General features: G+C 73.2%; 1 protein-coding gene. It reads left to right on the top strand.

The window, feature by feature from the left end; all coding sequences use genetic code 11:
- The first annotated feature begins 444 nt into the window (after nucleotides 1–444).
- Entirely contained in the window at nucleotides 445–23,676 is a 23,232-nt protein-coding gene (locus NWFMUON74_RS17790; RefSeq protein WP_187683007.1) for a non-ribosomal peptide synthetase, read from the top strand.
- The last annotated feature ends 37 nt before the right edge of the window (nucleotides 23,677–23,713 follow it).

Here is a 23,713-nt window from a genome sequence, read left to right as displayed (position 1 = left end):
CCCGATAGGCGGCTACGCTTCAGCATCCGAGGTTTCGGTGGATGTGTGGCGTCGGCTCCGGGTGCCCTGCTCTGGTCCGACGTGAGCGGCACGCCCGCTCCGATGGATCGAGAAGCCCAGCCGACTGCGACCACCATTCGTGCGATGTCGTCGAAATGCCTTCCAGCTGCTGGGTTTCGCAGACATCCGAGGGTCCGGCCGAGCGGTCCGCCTGTCCCGCAAGCGAAACGCCGCTCCTTGGCGTCGGCGCCGACCGCACCCGGCGTCGCTCGCACATCCCGACGTCCTTCTGTGTGACCGATTTTCGAATCCTGTACCAGGACGCGAGCAAACCGACCAATCCGTACCCGCGACGGCAACGACTGCCGGTGGGGCCGATGTTGCTGAACGCTTGCCCCGATTGTTGCGTGACCCGTTGTCTCGACCGTCGAACGGAGCGTGTGCATGACCTCGTTGGCCCCCGAGTCCGCAGGCTACACCGAGTCGGAAGCCGAGGGCCGGTTCCCTCTCTCGGCCGCGCAGACCGGGATCTGGAATGCCCAGCACATGACGCCGGACGTGCCGCTGACGGTCGCGCAGTATGTCGAGATCCGGGGCCGCCTCGACATCGCCGCGCTCGACCGCGCGATCGCGGGCGCGGCGGCGGACCTGCAGAGCCTGTGGCTGCGCGTGGTGGAGGTAGAGGGCACGCCGTGGCAGCTGGTGGACTCCGGCGTGCCACTGGGGTCCGAGGTGGTGGACGTGCGCGCGGAGCCGGACCCGCGCGCCGCCGCCCGGCGCTGGATGGAGCGCGACGCCAGTGCGCCGATGCCGTTGTCGGGCCCGCTGTTCCGGTCCGCGGTGCTGCTGGTCGCCGACAACGAATACCTGTGGTACGCCAAGATGCACCACATCGCGATCGACGGCTACGGCGCGATGCTGCTTGCGGCCCGCATCGTGGAGCGGTACAACGCGGCCGCCGCGGGGACCGCGCCCGGTCCGGCCAGCGCCGGCACGCTGTACGAGGTCTACACCGCGGAACTGGAATACCGGGACTCGGCGAGTTTCGTGGAGGACCGCCGGTACTGGCTCGACCGCCTGGCGGGCGTGCCGGAGTGCTTCGAGCTGAGCGATCGCCCGGCACCGGCCGGGGCGGGGCGGCGCACCGAGACCGGCGCCGTCGACACCGCGGCGACGGCGCTGTTCGGTTCAGCGCGTGAGCGTTTCGGTGTCTCGCGGCCCGCGCTGTTCGCCGCGGCGCTGGCCGGATATTTCTCGGCGGTCACCGGCAGCCCGGACGTGGTGCTGAGCCTGCCGGTCACCGCGCGCACCACGCCGCTGCTGCGGGCCTCGGCGGGATACGTCTCGAACGTCGTGCCGCTGCATCTGCCCGTCGACGCGGGCGCGACCGTGGACCACTTGGTCCGCACGGCCGCGGACCGGTTGGAGGAGGCACTGCGGCATCAGTGCTACCGCCACGAGGACCTGCGCCGCGATCTCGGCAGCGCCAACAACCGCCGCGGCTTCTTCGGCCCGGTCGTCAATCTGATGCTGTACCACAACCGGATGCGTTTCGGCGACGCGGACGCGACGGTCCACGTGGTGTCCACCGGACCGGTGGAGGACCTGTCGATCAACATCTACAACGGCGCCGGTGACGCCGGACTGCATGTGGACTTCGTCGGCAACCCGGACCGGTACGACAGCGCCGAGCTGCGCGCGCACCACCGGCGTTTCCTCGCCTACCTCGGCCGCTTCCTGGCGGCCGGCCCGCAGGCGGTGGTCGCGGACCTGCCGCTGCTGAGCCCGGACGAACACGAACGGTTGACCGCGCAGGCCGCGGCGCGCGTCCCGATCGTGTCCGACGAGCGCACCCTGACCGAACTGTTCGATGCGGCGGCGCGCGCGCACGCGACGGCCGTGGCGGTGCGCTGCGGCGCGGACAGCCTCGACTACGGTGAATTGGACCGGCGCGCGAACCTGTTGGCGCGCAAGCTGATCCGAGCCGGGGCCGGGCCGGAGACACTGGTCGCGGTCGCGCTGCCGCGCTCGGCGGACCTGATCGTCGCGCTGCTGGCGGTGCTCAAGTCCGGCGCCGGATACCTGCCGATCGACCCGGCCTACCCGGCCGACCGCATCGAGTACATGCTCACCGACGCCCGGCCGGTGTGCGTCGTGACCACCCGCGACGTCCGTGCCGCGCTGCCACCGGGAACACCGGAACTCGACCCGGGCGCGCTGTCCCCGGACGACGGCGACGGATCGCCGGTCACCGACGCCGACCGGCGCGCGCCGCTGCGGCCCGACCACATCGCCTACGTGATCTACACGTCCGGTTCCACGGGCCGCCCGAAGGGCGTGCAGATCCCGCACCGCAATGTCACCACGCTGTTCGCGAGTACCCGCGCCCGGTTCGGCTTCGACCACACCGACGTGTGGACGATGTTCCACTCGCACGCCTTCGACTTCTCGGTATGGGAGCTGTGGGGTCCGCTGCTGCACGGCGGGACGCTGGTGGTGGTCGACTACCTCACCTCCCGCTCGCCCGAGCAACTGCTGGAGCTGCTGCGGCGCGAGCGGGTCACGGTGCTCAACCAGACCCCCTCGGCGTTCTATCAGCTCGACGCCGCCGAAGCCGCCGCGCGGCAACAGGGACCGGCCGACATGCCGCCACTGGCCTTGCGGCACATCGTCTTCGGTGGCGAGGCGCTCGAATTACGCCGCCTGGCAGACTGGTTCGATCGGCACGGCGACCGGGCACCGGCGCTGGTGAACATGTACGGCATCACCGAGACCACGGTGCACGTGACCCATCGCGCCCTGGACCGGACCGACGTGACCCGGCCGAGCGCCGGTGGTATCGGCGCGGCGATTCCGAGCCTGCGCACCTTCCTGCTGGACAACCGGCTACGTCCGGTCCCGGTGGGCGTGCCGGGCGAGATCTACGTCGCGGGCGGGCAATTGGCCCGCGGCTACCTCGGGCGGCCGGGCCTGACCGCGGCGCGTTTCGTGGCGAACCCGTTCGGCGCGCCGGGTTCGCGGCTGTACCGCTCCGGCGACCTCGGCAAGCGCATCGCCGACGGCGCCCTGGACTACCTGGGCCGCGCCGACGACCAGGTGAAGATCCGCGGCTTCCGCATCGAACTCGGCGAGATCGAGGCGGCCGTGCTGGCTCAGGACGGGGTGCGGACCGCGGCCGTCGTCGTGCGCGAAGACGTTCCCGGCGACAAGCGCGTCGTCGCCTACCTCACCGGACGACCGGGGACGCCGCCGGACACCCGGGCGGTGAGCGCGGCGGTCGCGGCCGTGCTGCCGGAATACATGGTGCCCGCGGCCTTCGTGGTGCTCGACGCGATTCCCTTGACCGCCAACGGGAAACTGGACCGCCGGGCGCTGCCCGCGCCGGTCGCCGAGGTCCGCGACTACCGCGCGCCCCGCACGCCGATCGAGTACGCGACCGCCCGCACCCTCGGCGACGTACTCGGTGTCGACCGGGTGGGCCTGGACGACGGGTTCTTCGCGCTCGGCGGCAACTCGCTGTCGGCGACCCAGGCCGCCGCGCGCCTCGGCGAGCAGATCGGGGCCCGGCTGCCGGTCCGCCTGTTCCTCGAGGAGGCGACCGTCGCCGAACTCGCGGCGCAGGTCGAGCGGCACGTCGGCAGCGGCGGCAGCGCGCCGCTCACTCCGCGACCCCGGCCGGACCGCATTCCGCTGTCACCCGCGCAGCAGCGGCTGTGGTTCATCAACCGGTTCGATCCCAGCTCGAGCACCTACAACATCCCGTTCACGCTGCGCCTGCGCGGCGAACTGGACGTGCCCGCGCTGCGCGCCGCGCTCGGCGACCTGGTCGAGCGCCACGAGACGCTGCGCACGATCTTCCCCGACGGTCCGGACGGCCCGTGCCAGGTGGTGCTGCCCGCCGCCCCGCTGCCGCTGCCGGTTGTCGATGTCGAACCGGGGGAGGTGACCGACCGTGTCCGCGAATTCGCCCGCGGCGGTTTCGATCTGACGACCGAGACGTCGCTGCGGGCGGGGCTGTTCCGCACCGGCCCCCGCGAACATGTGCTCGCGCTGGTGATCCACCACGTCGTCGCCGACGGCTGGTCGCTGAGCCCGCTGTCCGACGACCTGTCCGCGGCCTACCGGGCGCGCCTGGCCGGACGGGCTCCCGGCTGGGCGCCGCTGCCCGTCCAGTACGCGGACTACAGTGTGTGGCAGCGTGATTCGCTCGGCGACGAGTCGGTCCCGGGCACCCGCGCGGCGGTGCAGCTGGCCTACTGGACCGAGCAGCTGGCCGACCTGCCCGACGAGCTGACCCTGCCCTACGACCGCCCGCGCGGCGCCACTCAGTCGTTCGAGGGCGGGCGGGTGCCGGTGGCGCTCGACGCCGAGTTGCACGCGGGCCTGGCGGAGCTGGCCCGCGCGGGTAACGCCACGCTGTTCATGGCCGCGCACGCGGCCTTCGCGGTGCTGCTCGCCCGGCTCTCGGGCATGTCCGACATCGCGGTCGGCACGCCCGTCGCGGGGCGCGGTGAGCGCGAATTGGACGGCGTCATCGGGATGTTCGTGAACACGCTGGTGTTCCGCGCCCGGGTCGTGCCCGGCGAATCGTTCGCGGTGCTGCTGGCTCGGCAGCGCGAGGTGGACCTCGGCGCGTTCGCCCACGCGGAGGTGCCGTTCGAGCGGCTGGTGGAGGAACTCAACCCGGTGCGCTCCACCGCGCGCCACCCGCTGGTGCAGGTCGGCTTCTCGTTCCAGAACCTGGACCCGGTGCGGCTGGACATGCCCGGGCTCGCCGTCTCGGCTGCCGAGATCGACACGGGCATAGCGCAATTCGACCTGCAGTTGGTCGTCACCGACACCTACGACGACAGCGGCGCGCCCGCCGGCATCACCGGCCACCTGGCCTACGCGTCGGACCTGTTCGACGAGTCGACCGCCGCCGCCATCGCCGCGCGCTTCCGCCGCATCGTGAGCGATGTCGTCGCCGCGCCCCGCCGCCCCGTCGGCGACATCGACGTGCTCGATGCGAGCGAGCGCCAGCGGATGCTGCGCGAATGGAACGACACCCGGCATCCGGTCCCGACCTCGGACACGCTCGCGTCGCTGTTCGCGGCGCAGGCGGCTCGCACGCCGCACGCGGTGGCGATCGTCGCCGACGGCTACGGCAGCGAACCGGCCTGGTCGCTGACCTACGGTCAGCTCGCCGAACGCGTCAATCGCCTGGCGCGGCAATTGATCTCGCGGGGCGTCGGGCCGGAGACCCGGGTGGCGCTGGGCATGCGGCGGTCGGTGGACCTGATCGTCGCCATGTACGCCGTCTCGGTCGCGGGCGGGGTCTACGTGCCGCTGGATCCCGCCCAGCCGGCGGACCGGCTGGGCTACGTGCTCGACACCGCCGCGCCGCTGTGCGTGCTGACCACCCGCCGCGATCGCGCGACGTTCACGACGAAAGCCCCGGTGCTCGAGGTGGACACGGTCGCGCTGTCCGCCGCATCGGCCGCGCCGGTGACCGACGCCGACCGGCTCGCCCCGCTGCGCCCGGAACACACCGCCTACCTCATCTTCACCTCCGGCTCCACCGGCCGCCCCAAGGGCGTCGCCGTGCCGCACCGCGCCATCGCCAACCAGCTGGCGTGGAAGCGCGCGACCTTCGCGATGAACGCCGAGGACACGGTGCTGGTGAAGACCGCCGCCACCTTCGACCTGTCGGTGTGGGAATTCTGGTCGGGCACGGTCTGCGGCGGCCGCACGGTGGTGGCCGCCCCGGACGGGCACCGCGATCCGGTGTACCTCGCCAAAGCCATGGAGGCACATCGCGTTTCGGTCCTGCACGCGGTGCCCTCGACCGTCGACGCGCTGCTGACCACCGGCGCGTCCCTGCCGTCCTCGCTGCGGGTGGCGCTGGTCATCGGCGAGGCCCTGCCCGGGCAGACCGCGCGGCGGTTCCGGGAGGGCAACCCCGGCGTCGAGCTGTGGAACCTGTACGGCCCCACCGAAGCCGCCGTCTCGGTCACGGCACGGCGCGTGGACGACGAGCATGCGGGCACCGTGCCGATCGGCGTCCCGGAGTGGAACAGCCAGGTGTACGTGCTCGACGCCTACCTGCGTCCGGTGCCGCCGGGCGTGGCGGGCGAGCTCTACCTCGCCGGAGCACAGCTGGCCCACGGCTACCACCGCGCACCGGTGCTGACCGCGGAACGCTTCGTCGCGCATCCGCTCTCGCAGCGTCCCGGCGAACGCCTGTACCGCACCGGCGATCTGGTCTCCTGGAACTCCGCGGGTGAACTGCAATACCTGGGCCGCACCGACTTCCAGGTGAAGGTGCGCGGATTCCGGATCGAACTGGGCGAGGTCGAGGCCGCGCTGCTGCGACTCGACATGGTCGCCGCGGCCGCCGTGGTCGCGCACGGTGAGCGCGCGGGCGACCGTCTCGTCGCCTATGTCGTGCCCGCGGCCGACGCGACGATCGACACGGCCGTGGTGACGGCCCGGCTCGCCGACGTGCTCCCGTCCTACATGGTCCCGTCGGCGTTCGTCGTGCTCGACGCGCTGCCGCTGACCGCCAACGGCAAGCTCGACCGCAAGGCGCTGCCCGAGCCGGTGTTCGAGGTCGCCGAATTCCGGCCGCCGGTGGGGCCGATCGAGCGGCTCGCCGCGGGCGCGTACGCGGAGGTGCTCGGGCTGTCCCGCGTCGGCCTGGACGACGACTTCTTCGGCCTGGGCGGCAATTCGCTGGCCGCCACCCGGGTGGCGGCCCGGCTGAGCGCCGCGGTGCGCCAGCCGATCGGGGTGCGGCTGATCTTCGAGGCGCCCACGGTCGAGGCGCTGGCGGCGCTGGTGAGCACGCAGTCCGGCGTGGGAGAGCGCCCGGAGCTGGTGGCCGCGCCGCGCCCGCAGCGGATTCCGCTGTCCCCGGCGCAGCAGCGGCTGTGGTTCCTGAACCGGTTCGACCCGCACTCCGGCGCGTACAACATCGCCCTCGCGCTGCGCCTGCGCGGCGAACTCGACGTGGACGCGCTGGGCGCGGCGCTCGGCGACGTGGTGGGACGGCACGAAGCACTGCGCACCATCTACCCGGACGGCCCGGACGGCCCGTGCCAGGTGATCGTCACCGAATCCGCGGCGACTCCGGCGCTTTCGACGGCGCCGGTGCGCCCGGCCGACGTCGAGGCCCGCCTGCGCGCGCTGGCCGCCACCGGCTTCGACGTGACCACCGAGACCCCGCTGCGCGCGCAACTGCTGCGCACCGCACCCGACGAGCACGTCCTCGGTCTGGTGCTGCACCACATCGCCGCGGACGGCCGGTCGCTGACGCCGCTGGCCGGTGACCTGGCCGCCGCCTACTCGGCCCGCTGTGCGGGACAGGCACCGCGCTGGGAGCCGCTGCCGGTGCAGTACGCGGACTACAGCATCTGGCAGCGCCGGGTGCTCGGCGACGAGGACGACCCCACGAGTCTCGCCGCGGCCCAGGTCGGTTACTGGGTGCACCGCCTCGCCGGTCTGCCGGACTGCCTGGAGTTGCCGGTCGACCGGCCGCGCCCGGCGGTGGCGTCGCATCGCGGCGCGTCGCTGGTGGTGCCGATGGACGCCGCGCTGCACGCCGCCGTGGCCGGCCTGGCCCGCCGCTCCGAGACCAGCGTGTTCATGGTGACCCATGCCGCGCTCGCGGCGCTGCTGGGCCGGTTGGGCGCGACCGACGACGTGTGCGTCGGCACCCCGATCGCCGGGCGCACCGACGCCCAGCTGGATCCGCTGGTCGGAATGTTCGCCGGCACCCTGGCGCTGCGCACCCGGGTGGACGGGGCCGCGCGTTTCACCGACCTGCTCGCCGCGGTCCGCGAGACGGACCTGGACGCGTTCGCGCACAACGACATTCCGTTCGAACGGGTCGTGGAGGTGCTCAATCCGGCGCGCTCCACCTCGCACCACCCGCTATTCCAGGTGGTGCTCTCGGTGCACGACTCGGCGCCGGAGACGGTGCGGCTGCCCGGCCTCGAGGTGCTGGCCGACCAGGTCGAGACCGGCGTCGCCATGTGGGACCTGCAGTTCACCCTCACCGAGCGCTACACCGCCGACCGCACGCCCGACGGCATCGAATTGCGGCTCACCTACGCCACCGACCTTTTCGACGCGGCCTCGGCGGCGCGCATCGCCGAACGCTACATCGGTCTGCTGTCGGCCGTCGCGGCCGACCCGGCCACCGCCATCGGCGACGTCGACCTGCTCGCCCCGCCGGAGCGCGTCGCGCTGGCCCCCGCCCGCGGCCCGGCAGCACCCGACCCGCTGACCCTCGTGGAGCTGTTCGACCGTGCCGCACTCGCCGACCCGGCCGCCGAGGCATTGCGCGCGGGCTCGGCCCGGCTGACCTACGGCGACCTGGCCGAGCGCTCGAACCGGCTGGCGCGCACGCTGATCCAGCACGGCATCGGCCCCGGCGACGTGGTCGCCCTGGCCTGCCCGCGCTCGGTGGAATCGGTCCTGGGCGCCCTCGCGATCGCCCGCACCGGCGCCGCCTTTCTCCCCATAGACCCGTCCCACCCCGAAGCCCGAATCCGCCACATGCTCTCCGACGCCCAGGTCGCAATCGGCCTGGCCCCCACACCCACCGCACCACACCTGCCACCCCACGTCCGCTGGCTACCCCTGGACGGTGCCACGCCCGGCACGATCACCACCACACCCACCGACCTCACCGCCCCAACGCCCACCGCCGCAACCACGCAGGCTGCTGCAATGACGCAGGCTGCCGCTACGACGCAGGCTGCTGCAATGTCGCAGGCTGCCGCTACGACGCAGGCTGCCGCAATGTCGCAGGCTGCCGCGACGACGCAGGCTGCTGCCACCAGGCAGGGCGCCGCTGCCGTACAGGCCGCCGCTGACGCGCTGGGCAAGGCTGCAGTGCCGGGGACTGCTGCCGCATTCGACAGCGCCGGCACGCCGGTCCGCGTACCGCACATCGACGATGTCGCCTATCTGATCTACACCTCCGGCTCCACCGGTACCCCGAAGGGGGTCGCGGTGACCCATCGTGGGCTGGCCGGGCTCGCGGCCGAGCAGCGCGAGCGGTACGGCGTCGAAAAACGTTCCCGGGTACTGCATTTCGCCTCGCCGAGCTTCGATGCGTCGATTCTGGAACTGTTGCTGGCGTTCGGCTCCGGTGCGGCGCTGGTGCTCGCCCCGACCGATGTCTACGGGGGCGATGAACTGGGCGAGTTGCTCGGCCGGGAACGGGTCACCCATGCGTTCGTCACGCCCGCGGCGCTGGCGACGGTCGAACCGGATCGCCACCCGCTGCCGGAACTGGCGTGCCTGATCGTCGGCGGCGACGCCTGCGACGCGGAACTCGTGCGGCGCTGGGCCCCGGGCCGCCGGATGTTCAACGCGTACGGTCCCACCGAATCGACCGTCGCGGTCACCGTCGCCCCGCTCGAGCCCGAAGCGCCGATCGAACTGGGCCGCCCGATCCGCGGCGTCACGGCGGCGGTGCTGGACGGGCGGCTGCGCCCGGTGCCGCCCGGCGTGGTGGGCGAATTGTGTGTGGCCGGTGCGGGTTTGGCGCGCGGCTACCACCGCGGGCCGGTGCTGACCTCGGCCCGGTTCGTGGCAAACCCGTTCGGCGCGCCGGGCGAGCGCATGTACCGCACCGGCGATCTGGCGCGCTGGACCCCGACCGGCGCACTGGCCCTCGTCGGGCGCGCCGACGATCAGGTGAAGGTCCGCGGGTTCCGGATCGAGCCGGGCGAGATCACCGCGGCGGTGGCGGCGTGCCCGGAGGTCCGGTTCGCCCACACCGAGGTGCGGCGGGATCTCTCCGGCACCCCGCACATCGTCTCGTACCTGGTGGGCGCGGGGGCGGCCGAACCCGACACCGGCGCGATCCGGGACCGGGTGGCCGCCCGGCTGCCCGCGCACATGGTCCCGGCGATATTCGTCGCGCTGTCGTCGATCCCGCGCACGCCGACCGGGAAGCTGGACCGCCGTGCCCTGCCCGAGCCGGATTTCGGCGCGCTCGCCGGTGCGGGCCGGGAACCGGTGACGCCCAACGAGATTCTGGTCGCGGAGGCGATGGCCGAGGTGGTCGGCGCGGCCACGGTGTCGGCCGACCACGCCTTCTTCGATCTGGGCGGCAACTCACTGTCGGCGACGCGGCTGGTGGCCCGGATCGCGGACCGGTCGGGGCATCGGCTGGGCGTGCGATCGGTGTTCGAGCATCCGACCGCGGCCGGGCTGGCGGCGCTGCTCGACGCCGCCGACCGGAATGGCCGCACCGCGCGGCCCGCGCTGACTGCCGGGCCGCGGCCGCGGCGGATCCCGCTGTCGACCGCGCAGCAGCGGCTGTGGTTCCTCAACCGGTTCGACACCGCCTCGAGCGCCTACAACATCGCGATCGGGCTGTGGCTGCGCGGCCCGCTGGACGCGGCGGCGCTGCGGCAGGCCCTCGGTGACGTGGTGGAGCGGCACGAGAGCCTGCGCACCATCTTCCCCGACTCCGAGGAAGGGCCCAGCCAGGTCGTGCTGCCCGGCGCGGAGGCGCATCCGGAGCTGCCGCGCACCGAGGGCACCCCCGAGCAGGCCCGCGCACGCGCTCGCGAACTGGCGGCGCGTGGCTTCGATCTGGTCGCGGAGGTCCCGCTGCGGGCCGAGCTGATCCGCACCGGCGACCGGGAACACCTGCTGGCCTTGGTGATTCATCACATCGCCGCGGACGGCTGGTCGCTCGAGCCGCTGGCCGCCGATGTGACCGCCGCCTACGAGGCGCGGCGGTCCGGCGGCGCGCCCGAGTGGGCGCCGCTGCAGGTGCAGTACGCGGACTTCAGCGTGTGGCAGCGCGCGGCGCTCGGCGACGAGGACGATCCGGACAGCGTGCTGTCCCGGCAGATCGGCTACTGGACCGACCGGCTCGCCGGACTGCCCGAATGCCTGGAACTGCCCCTCGACCACCCGCGCCCGGCCGTCGCCTCCCAGCGCGGCGGCGTGGTGTCGGCGCAGCTGAGCGCGGCGCTGCACGCCCGGCTGACCGAACTCGCCCGCACTCGCGGCGCGAGCCTGTTCATGGTGGTGCACACGGCGCTCGCGGTGCTGCTGGCCAGACTGTCGGGCACCCGCGACATCGCGATCGGCACGCCGATCGCGGGCCGCACCGAGGCACAGCTGGACCGGCTGATCGGCATGTTCGTGGGCACGCTGGTCCTGCGCACCGACGTGGACGGCGGCCGCTCGTTCACCGACCTGCTGACAGCGGTGCGCGAGGGGGACCTGGACGCGTTCGCGCACGCCGACGTGCCCTTCGAGCGGCTGGTGGACCTGCTGAACCCGGCCCGCTCCACCGCCTGCCACCCGCTGTTCCAGGTCATGCTGTCCCTGCAGGACGCGCAGCCGGTGCGAATGACCCTGCCGGAGCTCGACATTCACGGCGAGCGTATCGACGCCGCGGTCGCCCGCTTCGACCTGCAGTTCACGCTGACCGAGTCACACAGCGGCGACCACGCGCCCGCGGGGGTGGACCTGCGCCTGGACTACGCCACGGACCTGTTCGAATCCGGTACGGCCGAACGCCTGCTGCGCCGCTACATCGCCATTCTCGACGCGGTCGCGGCCGACCCCGCCGCCGTGGTCGGCGATCTCGAGGTACTCGACGAGTGGGAGCGGTCGGCGCTGGTTCCGGCTCGCGGCGGGCCCGCGCTGCCCGCGGCGACTCTGGACGAACTGTTCGCCCGCGCGGCGGCGGCGCCCGAACACATCGCGCTGCGCTGCGATTCGCTGTCGGTGACGTACCGCGAACTCGACGAGCGGGCGAACCACCTGGCGCGGACCCTGATCGGCCGCGGCGCGGGACCCGGCGGCACGGTGGCGCTGGCGCTGCCACGATCGGTGGAATCGGTCGTGGCCGTGCTCGCGGCCGCCAAGACGGGCGCGGCGTATCTGCCCGTGGACGTGCGGTATCCGGCCGACCGCGTCCGGCACATGCTCGCCGATTCCGGCGCTCGCCTCGGCGTCACCACCACCACCGACCGCGCACACCTGCCGGACACGGTGGACTGGGTGAGGATCACCGACTCCGGCGATCCCCGCCCGGTGACCGCCGCCGACCGGCTGCGCCCGCTGTCGGTGGACGACGTCGCCTACGTGATCTACACCTCCGGTTCCACGGGCGTGCCGAAGGGCGTCGCGGTCACCCATCGTGGCCTGGCGAATTTCGCGGCGGCCATGCGCGACCGGTACGGAGTCGAAACCTCCTCGCGCACCTTGCATTTCGCGTCGCCGAGCTTCGACGCCGCGGTGCTGGAGTTGCTGCTGGCGTGGGGCGCGGGCGCCACGATGGTGATCGCCCCCGCCGACGTGTACGGCGGTGACGAACTGGCCGAACTGCTGGAGCGCGAGCGGGTGTCGCATGCCTTCGTCACCCCGGCCGCGCTGGCGAGCATCGACGCGCGCTGGGAACTGCCGCACCTGCGGTCGCTGGTGGTCGGCGGCGAGGCGGTCGGCGCGGATCTCGTGCGGCGCTGGGCGTCCGGACGTCGACTGTACAACGCCTACGGCCCCTCGGAAGCGACTGTGGCGCCGGTGCTCTCGGACGCCCTGCGACCGGGCGAACCGGTCGTGCTGGGTGGTCCGATCGGTGGTGTGGGTGTGGTGGTGTTGGATGGTCGGTTGCGTCCGGTGCCGGTGGGTGTGGTGGGGGAGTTGTATGTGTTGGGTTGTGGTGTGGGTCGGGGGTATGTGGGTCGGGTGGGTTTGTCGGCGTCGCGTTTTGTGGCGTGTCCGTTCGGTGGTGTGGGGGAGCGGATGTATCGGACGGGTGATGTGGTGCGGTGGTCTGCGGGTGGTTTGGTGTTCGTGGGGCGGTCGGATGATCAGGTGAAGGTGCGGGGGTTCCGGATCGAGCTCGGCGAGATCACCGCCGCTGTATCCGACTGCGCCGGTGTGGGTTTCGCGCACACCGAGGTGCGTGACGATGCGATCGGGCAGCCGCGGATCGTGTCGTACGTGACGGCGGACGACACCGGCGCGGCCGACCCCGCAGCGATCCGGCGCCACGTCGGCGGGCGGCTGCCCTCGCACATGGTGCCGTCCGCGGTCGTCGTGCTGGCCGCGGTTCCGCGCACCCCCGCGGGCAAACTGGACTGCGCCGCGCTCCCGGAACCCGAATTCGACGCGCCCGGCGGCCGCGCCCCGGCCACACCCGGCGAGGAACTCGTGGCCGCCGCCATGGCCGAGGTGGTCGGCCGGGAGACGGTCTGCGCCGACCACAGCTTCTTCGATATCGGCGGCAACTCGCTGCTGGCCACCCGCCTGGTGGCGCGCCTGGCGGCCCGGACCGGGCACCGGTTCCCGGTCCGGTCGGTATTCGAGCATCCGACACCGGCCGACCTCGCGGTGCTGCTCGACGAGCGTCCCACGGACGCGGACGGCGCCCGGCCCGCCTTGACGCCGCGCGAACGCCCCGGCCGCATCCCGCTGTCCTCCGCGCAACGCCGGCTGTGGTTCCTCAACCGCTTCGACGCCGGCTCCGGCCTCTACAACATCCCGCTGGCGCTGCGGCTGCGCGGCGCGCTCGATGTGGAGGCGCTGCAGACCGCGCTGCGCGACGTCGTGGAACGGCACGAGGTGCTGCGCACCGTCTTCCCGGACGCCGGTGACGGCCCCTACCAGTCCGTCCGCGAGATCGACGCGCTGTGGCCGCAGGGGACGCCGCTGGGCGAACTCGGCCCCGACGCCGCCGCGATCGCCGAATTCGCCACCGCCGGTTTCGATCTCACCGAACAGCCGCCGCTGCGGGCGGGCCTGTCCCGGGCCGGGGCCGACGAACACGTGCTGGTGCTGGTGGTCCATCACATCGCGGCCGACGGGTGGTCGCTGGGACCGCTGGGCGCGGACGTGGTGGCGGCCTACGAGGCGCGCCGCGCGGGCGCCGCGCCGCGGTGGGAGCCGCTGGCGGTGCAGTACGCCGATTTCAGCCTGTGGCAGGACGAACTGCTCGGCGACGACGACGATCCGGAGAGCCTGGCGGCCGCGCAGCTCGACTACTGGCGGCGGACCCTGGCCGGACTGCCGCAATGCCTGGAACTGCCGTGTGATCGGCCGCGTCCGCAGGTGGCGTCGCATCGCGGCGCGGCGGTGGTGACACGGGTGGACGCCGAGGTGCACGCGGGCCTGGTCGAGCTGGCCCGCCGCCACGACGCCAGCGTGTTCATGGTGCTGCACGCGGCGGTGGCGACGCTGCTCGCCCGGCTCGGCAACACCGACGACGTCGCGATCGGCACCGCGGTGGCCGGACGGTCCGAGGAACAGCTGGACCGGCTGATCGGCATGTTCGTCGCGACCGTGGTGCTGCGGGCGCGGGTCGACGCCGGGCGGAGCTTCGCCGACCTGCTCGAGTCGGTGCGCGAGGGCGATCTGGACGCGTTCGCCAACGCCGACGTGCCGTTCGAACGTGTCGTGGAGGCGCTCGATCCCGTCCGCTCCACCGCCCATCACCCGCTGTTCCAGGTGATGCTGTCGGTGCACGACGACCAGCCCGAGGTGATGCGCCTGCCCGGCCTCGAGGTGGCGGGGGAGCCGATCGACTCCGGCTCGGCGAAATTCGATCTCCAGTTCACCCTCACCCAGTCGTGGACCGCCGACCGCGCGCCGGGCGGCATCGAGCTGCACCTCACCTACGCGACCGACCTGTTCGGCGCCGGGACCGCCGAACTGCTCGCGGAACGGTTCGTCCGGGTGCTCGCCGCCGTGGTGACTCGGCCGCACACCGCGGTCGGCGACATCGATCTGCTGACCGCCGCGGAGTCCGTGCTGGTGCCCGCGCACGGCGGCCCCGCCGTCGCGGCGCGGCCGCTGGCCGACTGTTTCGCGGCGGCACTGGCGCTCGGCCCCGACCGGGCCGCGCTGCGCGGCGAGGCGGTGGAGTGGACCTACCGGGAGCTCGACGAACGCGCGAACCGCTTGGCGCGCGGGCTCATCCGGCACGGTGTCGGCCCGGGCGACGTGGTGGCGCTGGCGCTGCCGCGTTCGGCCGAGTCGGTGCTCACCGCGCTCGCCGTCACCAAGACCGGCGCGGCGTTCCTGCCGATCGACCCGCGCCATCCGGCCGAGCGGATCGGGCACATGCTCACCGACTCCGGCGTCCGGATGGGGTTCGCGGCCGACCCGGCGGCCCTGCCGGACGGCGTGCGGTGGACGACCACGGCCGAACTGGCGGGCGGCGACCCGTCGCCGGTGACCGATCGCGACCGGGTGCGGCCGCTGTCGGTGGACGAGGTGGCGTATGTGATCTACACGTCCGGCTCGACCGGCGTGCCGAAGGGCGTGGCGATCACCCATCGCGGTCTCGCCAACTTCGCCGCCGCCCAGCGGGAGCGCTACCGCATCGAACCAGGCTCGCGCACACTGCATTTCGCCGCACCGATCTTCGACGCCGCGGTGCTGGAAATGCTGCTGGCATGGTGCGCGGGCGCGACCATGGTGATCGCCCCGGCCGACGTGTACGGCGGCGACGAACTCGCGCGACTGCTGGACCGGGAGCGGGTCACGCACGCCTTCATCACCCCCGCCGCGCTGGCCAGCATCGACGCGCACCGCTGGCCGCTGCCCGCGCTGCGGTGCCTGGCCGTCGGCGGCGAGGCGTACGGCCCGGAGCTGATGGAACGCTGGGCCCCCGGCAGGATGTTCCGGAACGTCTACGGCCCCACCGAGACCACCATCGTCATGCTGATGTCGCAGCCGCTGCGGCCCGGCGATCCACTGGCGCTCGGTGGTCCGATCGGTGGTGTGGGCGTGGTGGTGTTGGATGGTCGGTTGCGTCCGGTGCCGGTGGGTGTGGTGGGGGAGTTGTATGTGTTGGGTTGTGGTGTGGGTCGGGGGTATGTGGGTCGGGTGGGTTTGTCGGCGTCGCGTTTTGTGGCGTGTCCGTTCGGTGGTGTGGGGGAGCGGATGTATCGGACGGGTGATGTGGTGCGGTGGTCTGCGGGTGGTTTGGTGTTCGTGGGGCGGTCGGATGATCAGGTGAAGGTGCGGGGGTTCCGGATCGAGCTCGGCGAGATCACCTCCGTCGTGGCGGCCGAGCCCGGAATCCAGCTGGCGCACACCGAGGTTCGCGCGGACGAGGCGGGCGAGCGGCGCATCGTGACCTACGTGGTGCCGACCGGATCCGCCGCGCTCGACCCCGAGGCGCTGCGGGCCCGCGCTGCCCGCCGGCTGCCGTCGCACATGGTGCCGTCGGCGATCGTGGTGCTCACCGACGTGCCGCTCACCCAGACCGGCAAACTGGATCGCAAGGCGCTGCCCGCACCGGAGTTCGCCCGCGAGCCCGCCACGGGTCGCGCACCGGCCACGCAGACCGAGGAACTCGTGGCGGCGGCGATGGCGGAGGTGGTCGGCCGCGAAACGGTCTGCGCCGACCACAGCTTCTTCGAACTCGGCGGAAACTCGCTCATGGCAACGCAATTGGTGGCGCGGATCGCCGCCGCCACGGGTCGTCGGCTCGCCGTGCGCACGGTGTTCGAACAGCCGACACCGGAGGGCCTCGCGGCGGTGCTGGACGCGACCGAGCACACCGCGTCGCGACCGGAACTGACAGCGCGCGAACGGCCGGAGCGGATCCCGCTGTCGCCCGCGCAGCAACGACTGTGGTTCCTCAACCGCTTCGACACCACCTCCGGCGCCTACAACATCCCGGCCGTCCTGCGGATGCGCGGCGAACTCGACGCCGACGCGCTCGCCACGGCGCTCGCCGACGTCACCGCCCGGCACGAGGTGCTGCGCACCGTCTACCCCGAGGGCGCCGACGGTCCCGCACAGGTGGTGCTGCCCGCCCACCGGCCGGCGCTGCCGGTCACCGACCGCGCGCCCGCGGACCTGGCCGCAGCCATCGGCGAATGCGCCTCCGCCGGTTTCGATCTCGCGACGGAACCGCCGCTGCGCGCGGCCCTGTTCCGCGTCGCTCCGGCAGAACACGTGCTGGTGCTGGTGGTGCACCACATCGCGGCCGACGGCTGGTCGCTGGCGCCGCTGGCCGCCGACGTGGCCCAGGCCTACCGGGCGCGGCGATCCGGGGACGCTCCGGACTGGGCGCCGCTGCCGGTGCAGTACGCCGACTTCAGCCTGTGGCAACGCGCGGTACTCGGCGACGAGGACGACCCGGACAGCGTGTTGTCGCGGCAGCTCCGCTACTGGACCGAACGCCTGGCCGGACTGCCCGAATGCGCCGAATTGCCCTGTGACCGACCGCGTCCCGCGGTGGCGTCGCATCGCGGCGCCTCGGTCCTGACCCGGCTCGACGCCTCCGTACACGCGGGCCTGATCGAGCTGGCGCAGCGGCACGACGCCAGCGTCTTCATGGTGCTGCACGCGGCGCTGGCCGTGCTGCTGGCCCGCGTCGGCGCGAGCCGTGACGTGGCCGTCGGCACCGTGGTGGCCGGACGCACCGACCCGCGACTGGACCGGCTGATCGGCATGTTCGTCGGCACGCTGGTGCTGCGGACCGCGGTGGAACCCGGGCACGCCTTCACCGACCTGCTCGAACGCGTGCGCGACGACGACCTCGACGCCTTCGCGCACGCCGACGTTCCCTTCGAGCGGCTGGTCGAGGTGCTCAACCCGGAGCGTTCCGCCGCGCATCACCCGCTGTTCCAGGTCGGCCTGTCGCTGAACAACCTGGCCCCCGCCCAGCTGCGCCTGCCCGGCCTGGAGATCACCAGCGAGGACGTCGACACCGGCACCGCGAAGATGGACCTCCAGTTCACCGTGACCCAGTCGTGGCTGGACGGCCACCGTCCCGGCGACGTCGAGGTGTGCCTCACCTACGCCACCGACCTGTTCGACGCCGAGACCGCGGAAGCCTTGGCGCAGCGGCTGATCCGGATCCTGACCGAGGTGGCGGCGCGGCCGCGGGTCGCGGTGGGCGACATCGATCTGCTCACCCCGGCCGAGCACGAGGCGCTGGTCCCCGCCGCCGACGGCGCCCCGGCCGACCCGCTGACCCTGCCCGCCGTCTTCGCCTCGTCGGCCGCCGACGCGAATCGCGTCGCGCTGCGGTGCGGTCCGGTGCGGCTGACCTACCGGGACCTGGACCGGCGGGCGAACCGGCTGGCCCGGGCGCTGATCGCGCGCGGCCTCGGCCTCGGCGACGTCGTCGCGCTGGGCATGGCCCGATCGGTGGAATCGGTGCTCGGTACGCTGGCCATCGCCAAGACCGGCGCGGCGTTCCTGCCCGTCGACGTGCGCCACCCCGCCGACCGGATCCGGCACATGCTGTCGGATTCCGGTGTGCGGGTGGGACTCACGCGACCGGAGGACCGGCCCGAGCTGCCCGGCGACATCGACTGGGTGACCCCGGCCGACCTCGAGACGCCGGACGCGGTATCGCACGCGGTGCTCGATACGGTGCGCACCCGGCGGCTGCGAGCCGACGACACCGCGTACCTGATCTACACCTCCGGATCCACCGGGCAGCCCAAGGGCGTCGCGATCAGCCACCGCGGGCTGCGCAACTGCGCCGCGGAACTGCGCCGCCGCTTCCACATCGACGCCGATTCGCGCACACTGCATCTGGCATCGCCGAGCTTCGACGTGTCGGTGCTGGAACTGCTGATGGCGTGGAGTTGCGGCGCGACCATCGTGGTCGCCCCGGCGGATGTCTACGGCGGCGACGAACTCGCGGCGCTGCTGGAGCGCGAAGCGGTGACTCACACGGTAACCACTCCGGCGGTGCTGACCACCATCGATCCGGTGCGCTGGCCGCTGCCGCGGGTCCGCACGCTGGTGCTCGGCGGCGAGGCGTTCGACGCCGACCTGGTCGCGCCGTGGCTGCCCGGCCGGACCGTGATCAACGGTTACGGGCCGACCGAGGCGACGATCGCGACCACGCTCTCGCCGCCGATGCGGCCGGGCCGCCCGGCCGTGCTCGGTCGCCCACTGCGCGGCGTGACGGCGGTGGTGCTGGACGACCGGCTGCGGCCGGTGCCCCCGGGCACCGTCGGCGAACTGTATGTCGGCGGCGTCGGCGTCGGCCTCGGATACCACGACCGGCGGCAGCAGACCGCCACCCGGTTCGTCGCGAACCCGTTCGGCGGCACGGGGGAACGGGTCTATCGCACCGGCGACCTGGTGCGCTGGACGCGGGCCGGGGAGCTGGTCTTCGCCGGACGCGCCGACGACCAGGTGAAGGTCCGCGGCCTGCGCATCGAACTCGGGGAGATCACCGCGGTCGTCTCCGCCTGTCCGGGCGTGCGGTTCGCGCACACCGAGGTGCGCGCCGACGCCGCCGGCGCCTCCCGCATCGTCGCCTACGTGGTGTGCGACGAGACCGCGGTGCGCGCGGTGCGCGAGCACGCGGCGCGCCGCCTGCCCGGCCACATGGTGCCCGAGGCGATCGTCCCGCTGCCCGCGCCGCCCATGACGCCGACCGGGAAGCTGGATCGGAAAGCGTTGCCGGAACCGGAGTTCGGTATCACCGGCCGCGGGCGCGCCCCGGCCACGGCGGCGGAGCGGCTGGTCGCCGCGGCGATGGCCGAGACGGTCGGGCGGGCCGAGGTGGGCGCCGACCACAACTTCTTCGAGCTGGGCGGCAACTCGCTGTCGGCGACCCAGCTGGTCGCGCGGATCGCCGCCGCGAGCGGGCAGCGGCTGGGCGTGCGCGCGGTCTTCGACCATCCCACGCCCGCCGGCCTGGCGGCCCTGCTCGACGTCGCGGGCCCGGCCACCGCACGCCCGGCGCTCGCCCGGCGCGAGCGGCCGGACCGCATCCCGCTGTCACCCGCCCAGCAGCGCCTGTGGTTCCTGAACCGGGCCGACGTGTCCTCCGGCGCGTACAACATCCCGGTGGTGCTGCGCCTGCGCGGCGCTCTGGACACCGCGGCGCTGTGGGCCGCGCTGCACGATGTGGTGGAGCGGCACGAGAGCCTGCGCACCGTGTTCCCGGATTCGGTGCACGGCCCCAGCCAGGTGATCACCGCCGCGCGGGTGCACCCGGTCACCGCCGACACCGACGCCGACGGCGCGGCCGAGCGCGTACGGCGCGCGGCGGCACAGGGATTCGATCTCGCCACCGAGACCCCGGTGCGGATGCTGCTGCTGCGGCTGAGCGAGCACGACCACGTGCTCGCGGTCGTCATCCACCACATCGCGGCCGACGGTGGTTCGGTGCCGCCGCTGGCCGCCGATCTTCGCACGGCCTACGCGGCCCGCGTCGAGGGCCGCGCACCCGGCTGGGAACCGCTGCCGGTGCAATACGCCGACTTCACGCTGTGGCAGCGCGAGTTGCTCGGCCGCGACGACGATCCGGACAGCCCGGCGGCCGCCCAGCTGGACTACTGGCGGCACACCTTGGCGGACCTGCCCGAATGCGTGCAGCTGCCGACCGACCGGCCCCGCCCGCCGCTGCCCAGCCACCGCGGCGCCACCGTGGTCACGCCCATCGACGCGGCGGTGCACCGGGCCGTGCACGACCTGGCCCGCCGTCACGACGCCTCGGCGTTCATGGTGCTGCACGCGGCGCTGGCGGTGGTGCTGTCGCGGCTCGCCGGCACCGGCGACCTCGCGATCGGCACGCCCGTCGCGGGCCGCGAGGACATCGGTCTCGACGGACTGATCGGCATGTTCGTCGGAACCCTGGTGCTGCGCACCAGGATCGAGCCCGACCGCGCGTTCGCCGATCTGCTCGCGGCCGTGCGCGACGCCGACCTGGACGCCTTCGCGCACGCCGACGTGCCGTTCGAACGACTGGTCGAGGCGCTCGATCCGGTGCGCTCCACCGCCTACCACCCGCTGTTCCAGGTGATGCTGTCGGTGCACAGCTCCGCCCCGGTGGCGCTGGAGCTGCCCGGCGTCGCGGTGACGGCCGAGCCCGTCGAGATCGAGACCGCGAAATTCGATCTGCAGTTCACGCTGGCGGAATCGTTCGGCCCGGACGGCGCACCGGCGGGCATCGAGCTGAGCCTGACCTACGCCACCGACCTGTTCGAGGCGCGGACGGCGAGCCGGATCGCCGAGCGGTTCGCCCGGGTACTCGGCGACGCGGTCACCACACCCGGCCGCGCCGTCGGCGACCTCGAACTGCTGGACCCGCCGGAACTGCGGGCGCTCACCCCGGTGCGCGGCATCGGATCCTGCGCGGCGAGCACCTTCGCGGGCCTGTTCGCGGCGGCGGTGGCGGTCGACCCGCGGACCGTCGCGTTGCGCTACGGCGCCGAGGAACTCACCTACGAGCAACTGGACCGCCTCACCAACCGCCTGGCCCGGGTGCTGCGCGAGACGGGCGCCGGGCCGGAAAGGTATGTCGCGGTGGGCATCCCGCGTTCGATCGAGTCGGTCGTGGCGGTGCTCGCGGTGGCGAAGACCGGCGCGGCGTTCCTGCCGGTCGACCCCGCCTATCCGCCGCAGCGCAAGCAGCACATGCTCACCGATTCGGGCACGCGGCTGGGTATCACGGTCGCGGCCTGCCGTGCCGACCTGCCCGACGGCCCGGACTGGCTGGTCCTCGACGATCCGCGGTGCGCCGACCGGCTGGCCGCGGTCGCGGACGCGCCGCTGACGGACGCCGAGCGCGGGGCCGGACCACGCCCGGCCAACCCGGCGTACCTCATCTACACCTCCGGTTCCACCGGAATCCCCAAGGGCGTCACCGTCACCCACGGCGGCCTCGCCAACTTCACCCGGGAACTGGCCGAGCGCTGCGCGGTGCATCCGGGTGCGCGGGTGCTGCACTTCGCGTCACCGAGTTTCGACGCCGCGGTGCTGGAGCTGCTGTTCGCCCTCGGCGGCGCGGCCACGCTGGTCATCGCCCCGGCGGGGGTCTACGGTGGGACGGAATTGCGGAATCTGCTACGCGGACAGCGCATTACGCACGCCTTCGTGACCCCGGCCGCGCTGGCGACCGTCGACCCGCGCGGACTCGACGACCTCGAGGTCGTGATGGTCGGCGGCGACCGGACCGGACCGGAACTGGTGGAGCGCTGGGCGGTCCCGCGCGGCGCCGACGCCGAACCGCGCCGGATGTACAACGCCTACGGTCCCTCCGAGGCCACCGTCGCCGCGACGCTGAGCATGCCGATGCGGACCGACGCCGCGGTCACGGTGGGCGGTCCCATCCGCGGATTCGCCTTGCTGGTGCTGGACTCCCGGCTGCGGCCGGTACCGGTCGGGGTGCCGGGTGAGCTGTACCTGTCGGGAGTCGGCCTGGCCCGCGGCTATCACGGCCGCCACGGGCTGACCGGTGAGCGGTTCGTCGCCAACCCGTACGGTGCGCCCGGCGAACGCATGTACCGCACCGGCGACCTGGTCCGCTGGGCGCCGCACACCGCCGACCGCGAGCTCGAATACCTCGGCCGCGCCGACGATCAGGTGAAGATCCGTGGTTTCCGCATCGAACTCGGCGAGATCGACGCGGCCCTGGTACGCCATCGCGAGGTCGACCGGGCGGTCACCACGGCGTTCGAACTGCCCACCGGCGCACCGGCTCTGGCCTGCTACGTGCAGCTGGCGCCCGGCGCCCGGTGCACCGCGGCGGATCTGCGCGCCCACCTGGTGGACCGGGTGCCTAATTATCAAGTGCCCCAGTCGATCACGATCCTCGACGCGCTGCCGGTGACGGTCTCGGGCAAGCTGGACCGCGCGGCGCTACCCGCGCCGGTCCTTACCGAGACCACCGCCTACCGGCCACCGGCCACGGCCGTCGAGTCGGCGCTGTGCGCGGCTTTCGCGGAGGTCCTCGGCGTGGCCCCGGTCGGCGCCGACCACAGCTTCTTCGAACTCGGCGGCAACTCGCTGCTGGCGACCCGGATGGCGGCGGTGCTGCGCGAATCGCACGGGCTCGAGGTTCCGGTGCAGGCGGTGTTCCTGGACCAGACACCGGCGGGCATCGCCGCCCGCATCGACACGGCGGCGAACGAGCCGGCGCTCGCCGACGCCGCCTTCGACACGGTGCTCCCGATTCGCGCGGACGGCACCGAACCGCCGCTGTTCTGCGTGCATTCGGTGAGCGGCGTGTCCTGGAGCTACGCCGGTCTGCTGCCACACCTCGACCCCGGGCGGCCGGTGTACGGCTTGCAGATCCCGCACCTGACCGAGGGCGGCGCGGGACCGGACACGGTGCAGGCGCTGGCCGCGCGCTACGTCGACGAGCTGCGGCAGCGGCAGCCACACGGCCCGTACCACCTGCTGGGCTGGTCGCTCGGCGGACTGATCGCCTACGAGATGGCGATCCAGCTGACCGCGGCCGGGGACCGGGTCGCGCTGCTGGCCCTGCTGGACAGCCGCATCCTGACGGGCGAACCGGAGGCCGCCGAGCCGACCACCGGCGAACTGCTCGGCGCGCTGCTCGGCGACGACGACCTGAAACGCGTCGAGGTGACCGCCGAGCAGGCCGCGGCGCTGCTGCGCGAGCGGTCCGGTCCGTTCGGCGCGCTGACCCCGGGTCACGTGGAACGGCTCTACGCCGGATATCTGGCGGGCAGCCGGATGGGGTCGCGGTACCGGCCGGGCCGCTACGACGGCGACGTGGTGCTGTTCACCGCGACCGCCGAGGACGACGGCCCCGCCGGGACCGGCCCGAATCCCGGTGCGGCGCAATGGCGTCCGCTCGTCGCCGGCCAGGTGCACGAGCATCTGGTGGACTGTTCGCACGGCGAGATGACCTCGCCCGCGGCACTGGCCGACATCGGCGCGGTGCTACGGGCTCGTCTCGAGAGATCCGAATAGCGGGTTCGGGCCGGACCGGCCGCGCGCCGGTCCGGCC

Source organism: Nocardia wallacei, assembly GCF_014466955.1.
In the GTDB taxonomy this organism is placed as follows: domain Bacteria; phylum Actinomycetota; class Actinomycetes; order Mycobacteriales; family Mycobacteriaceae; genus Nocardia; species Nocardia wallacei.
The sequence above is the reverse complement of the archived record's forward strand: the minus strand, read 5'-3'. Positions and strand labels throughout refer to the sequence as shown.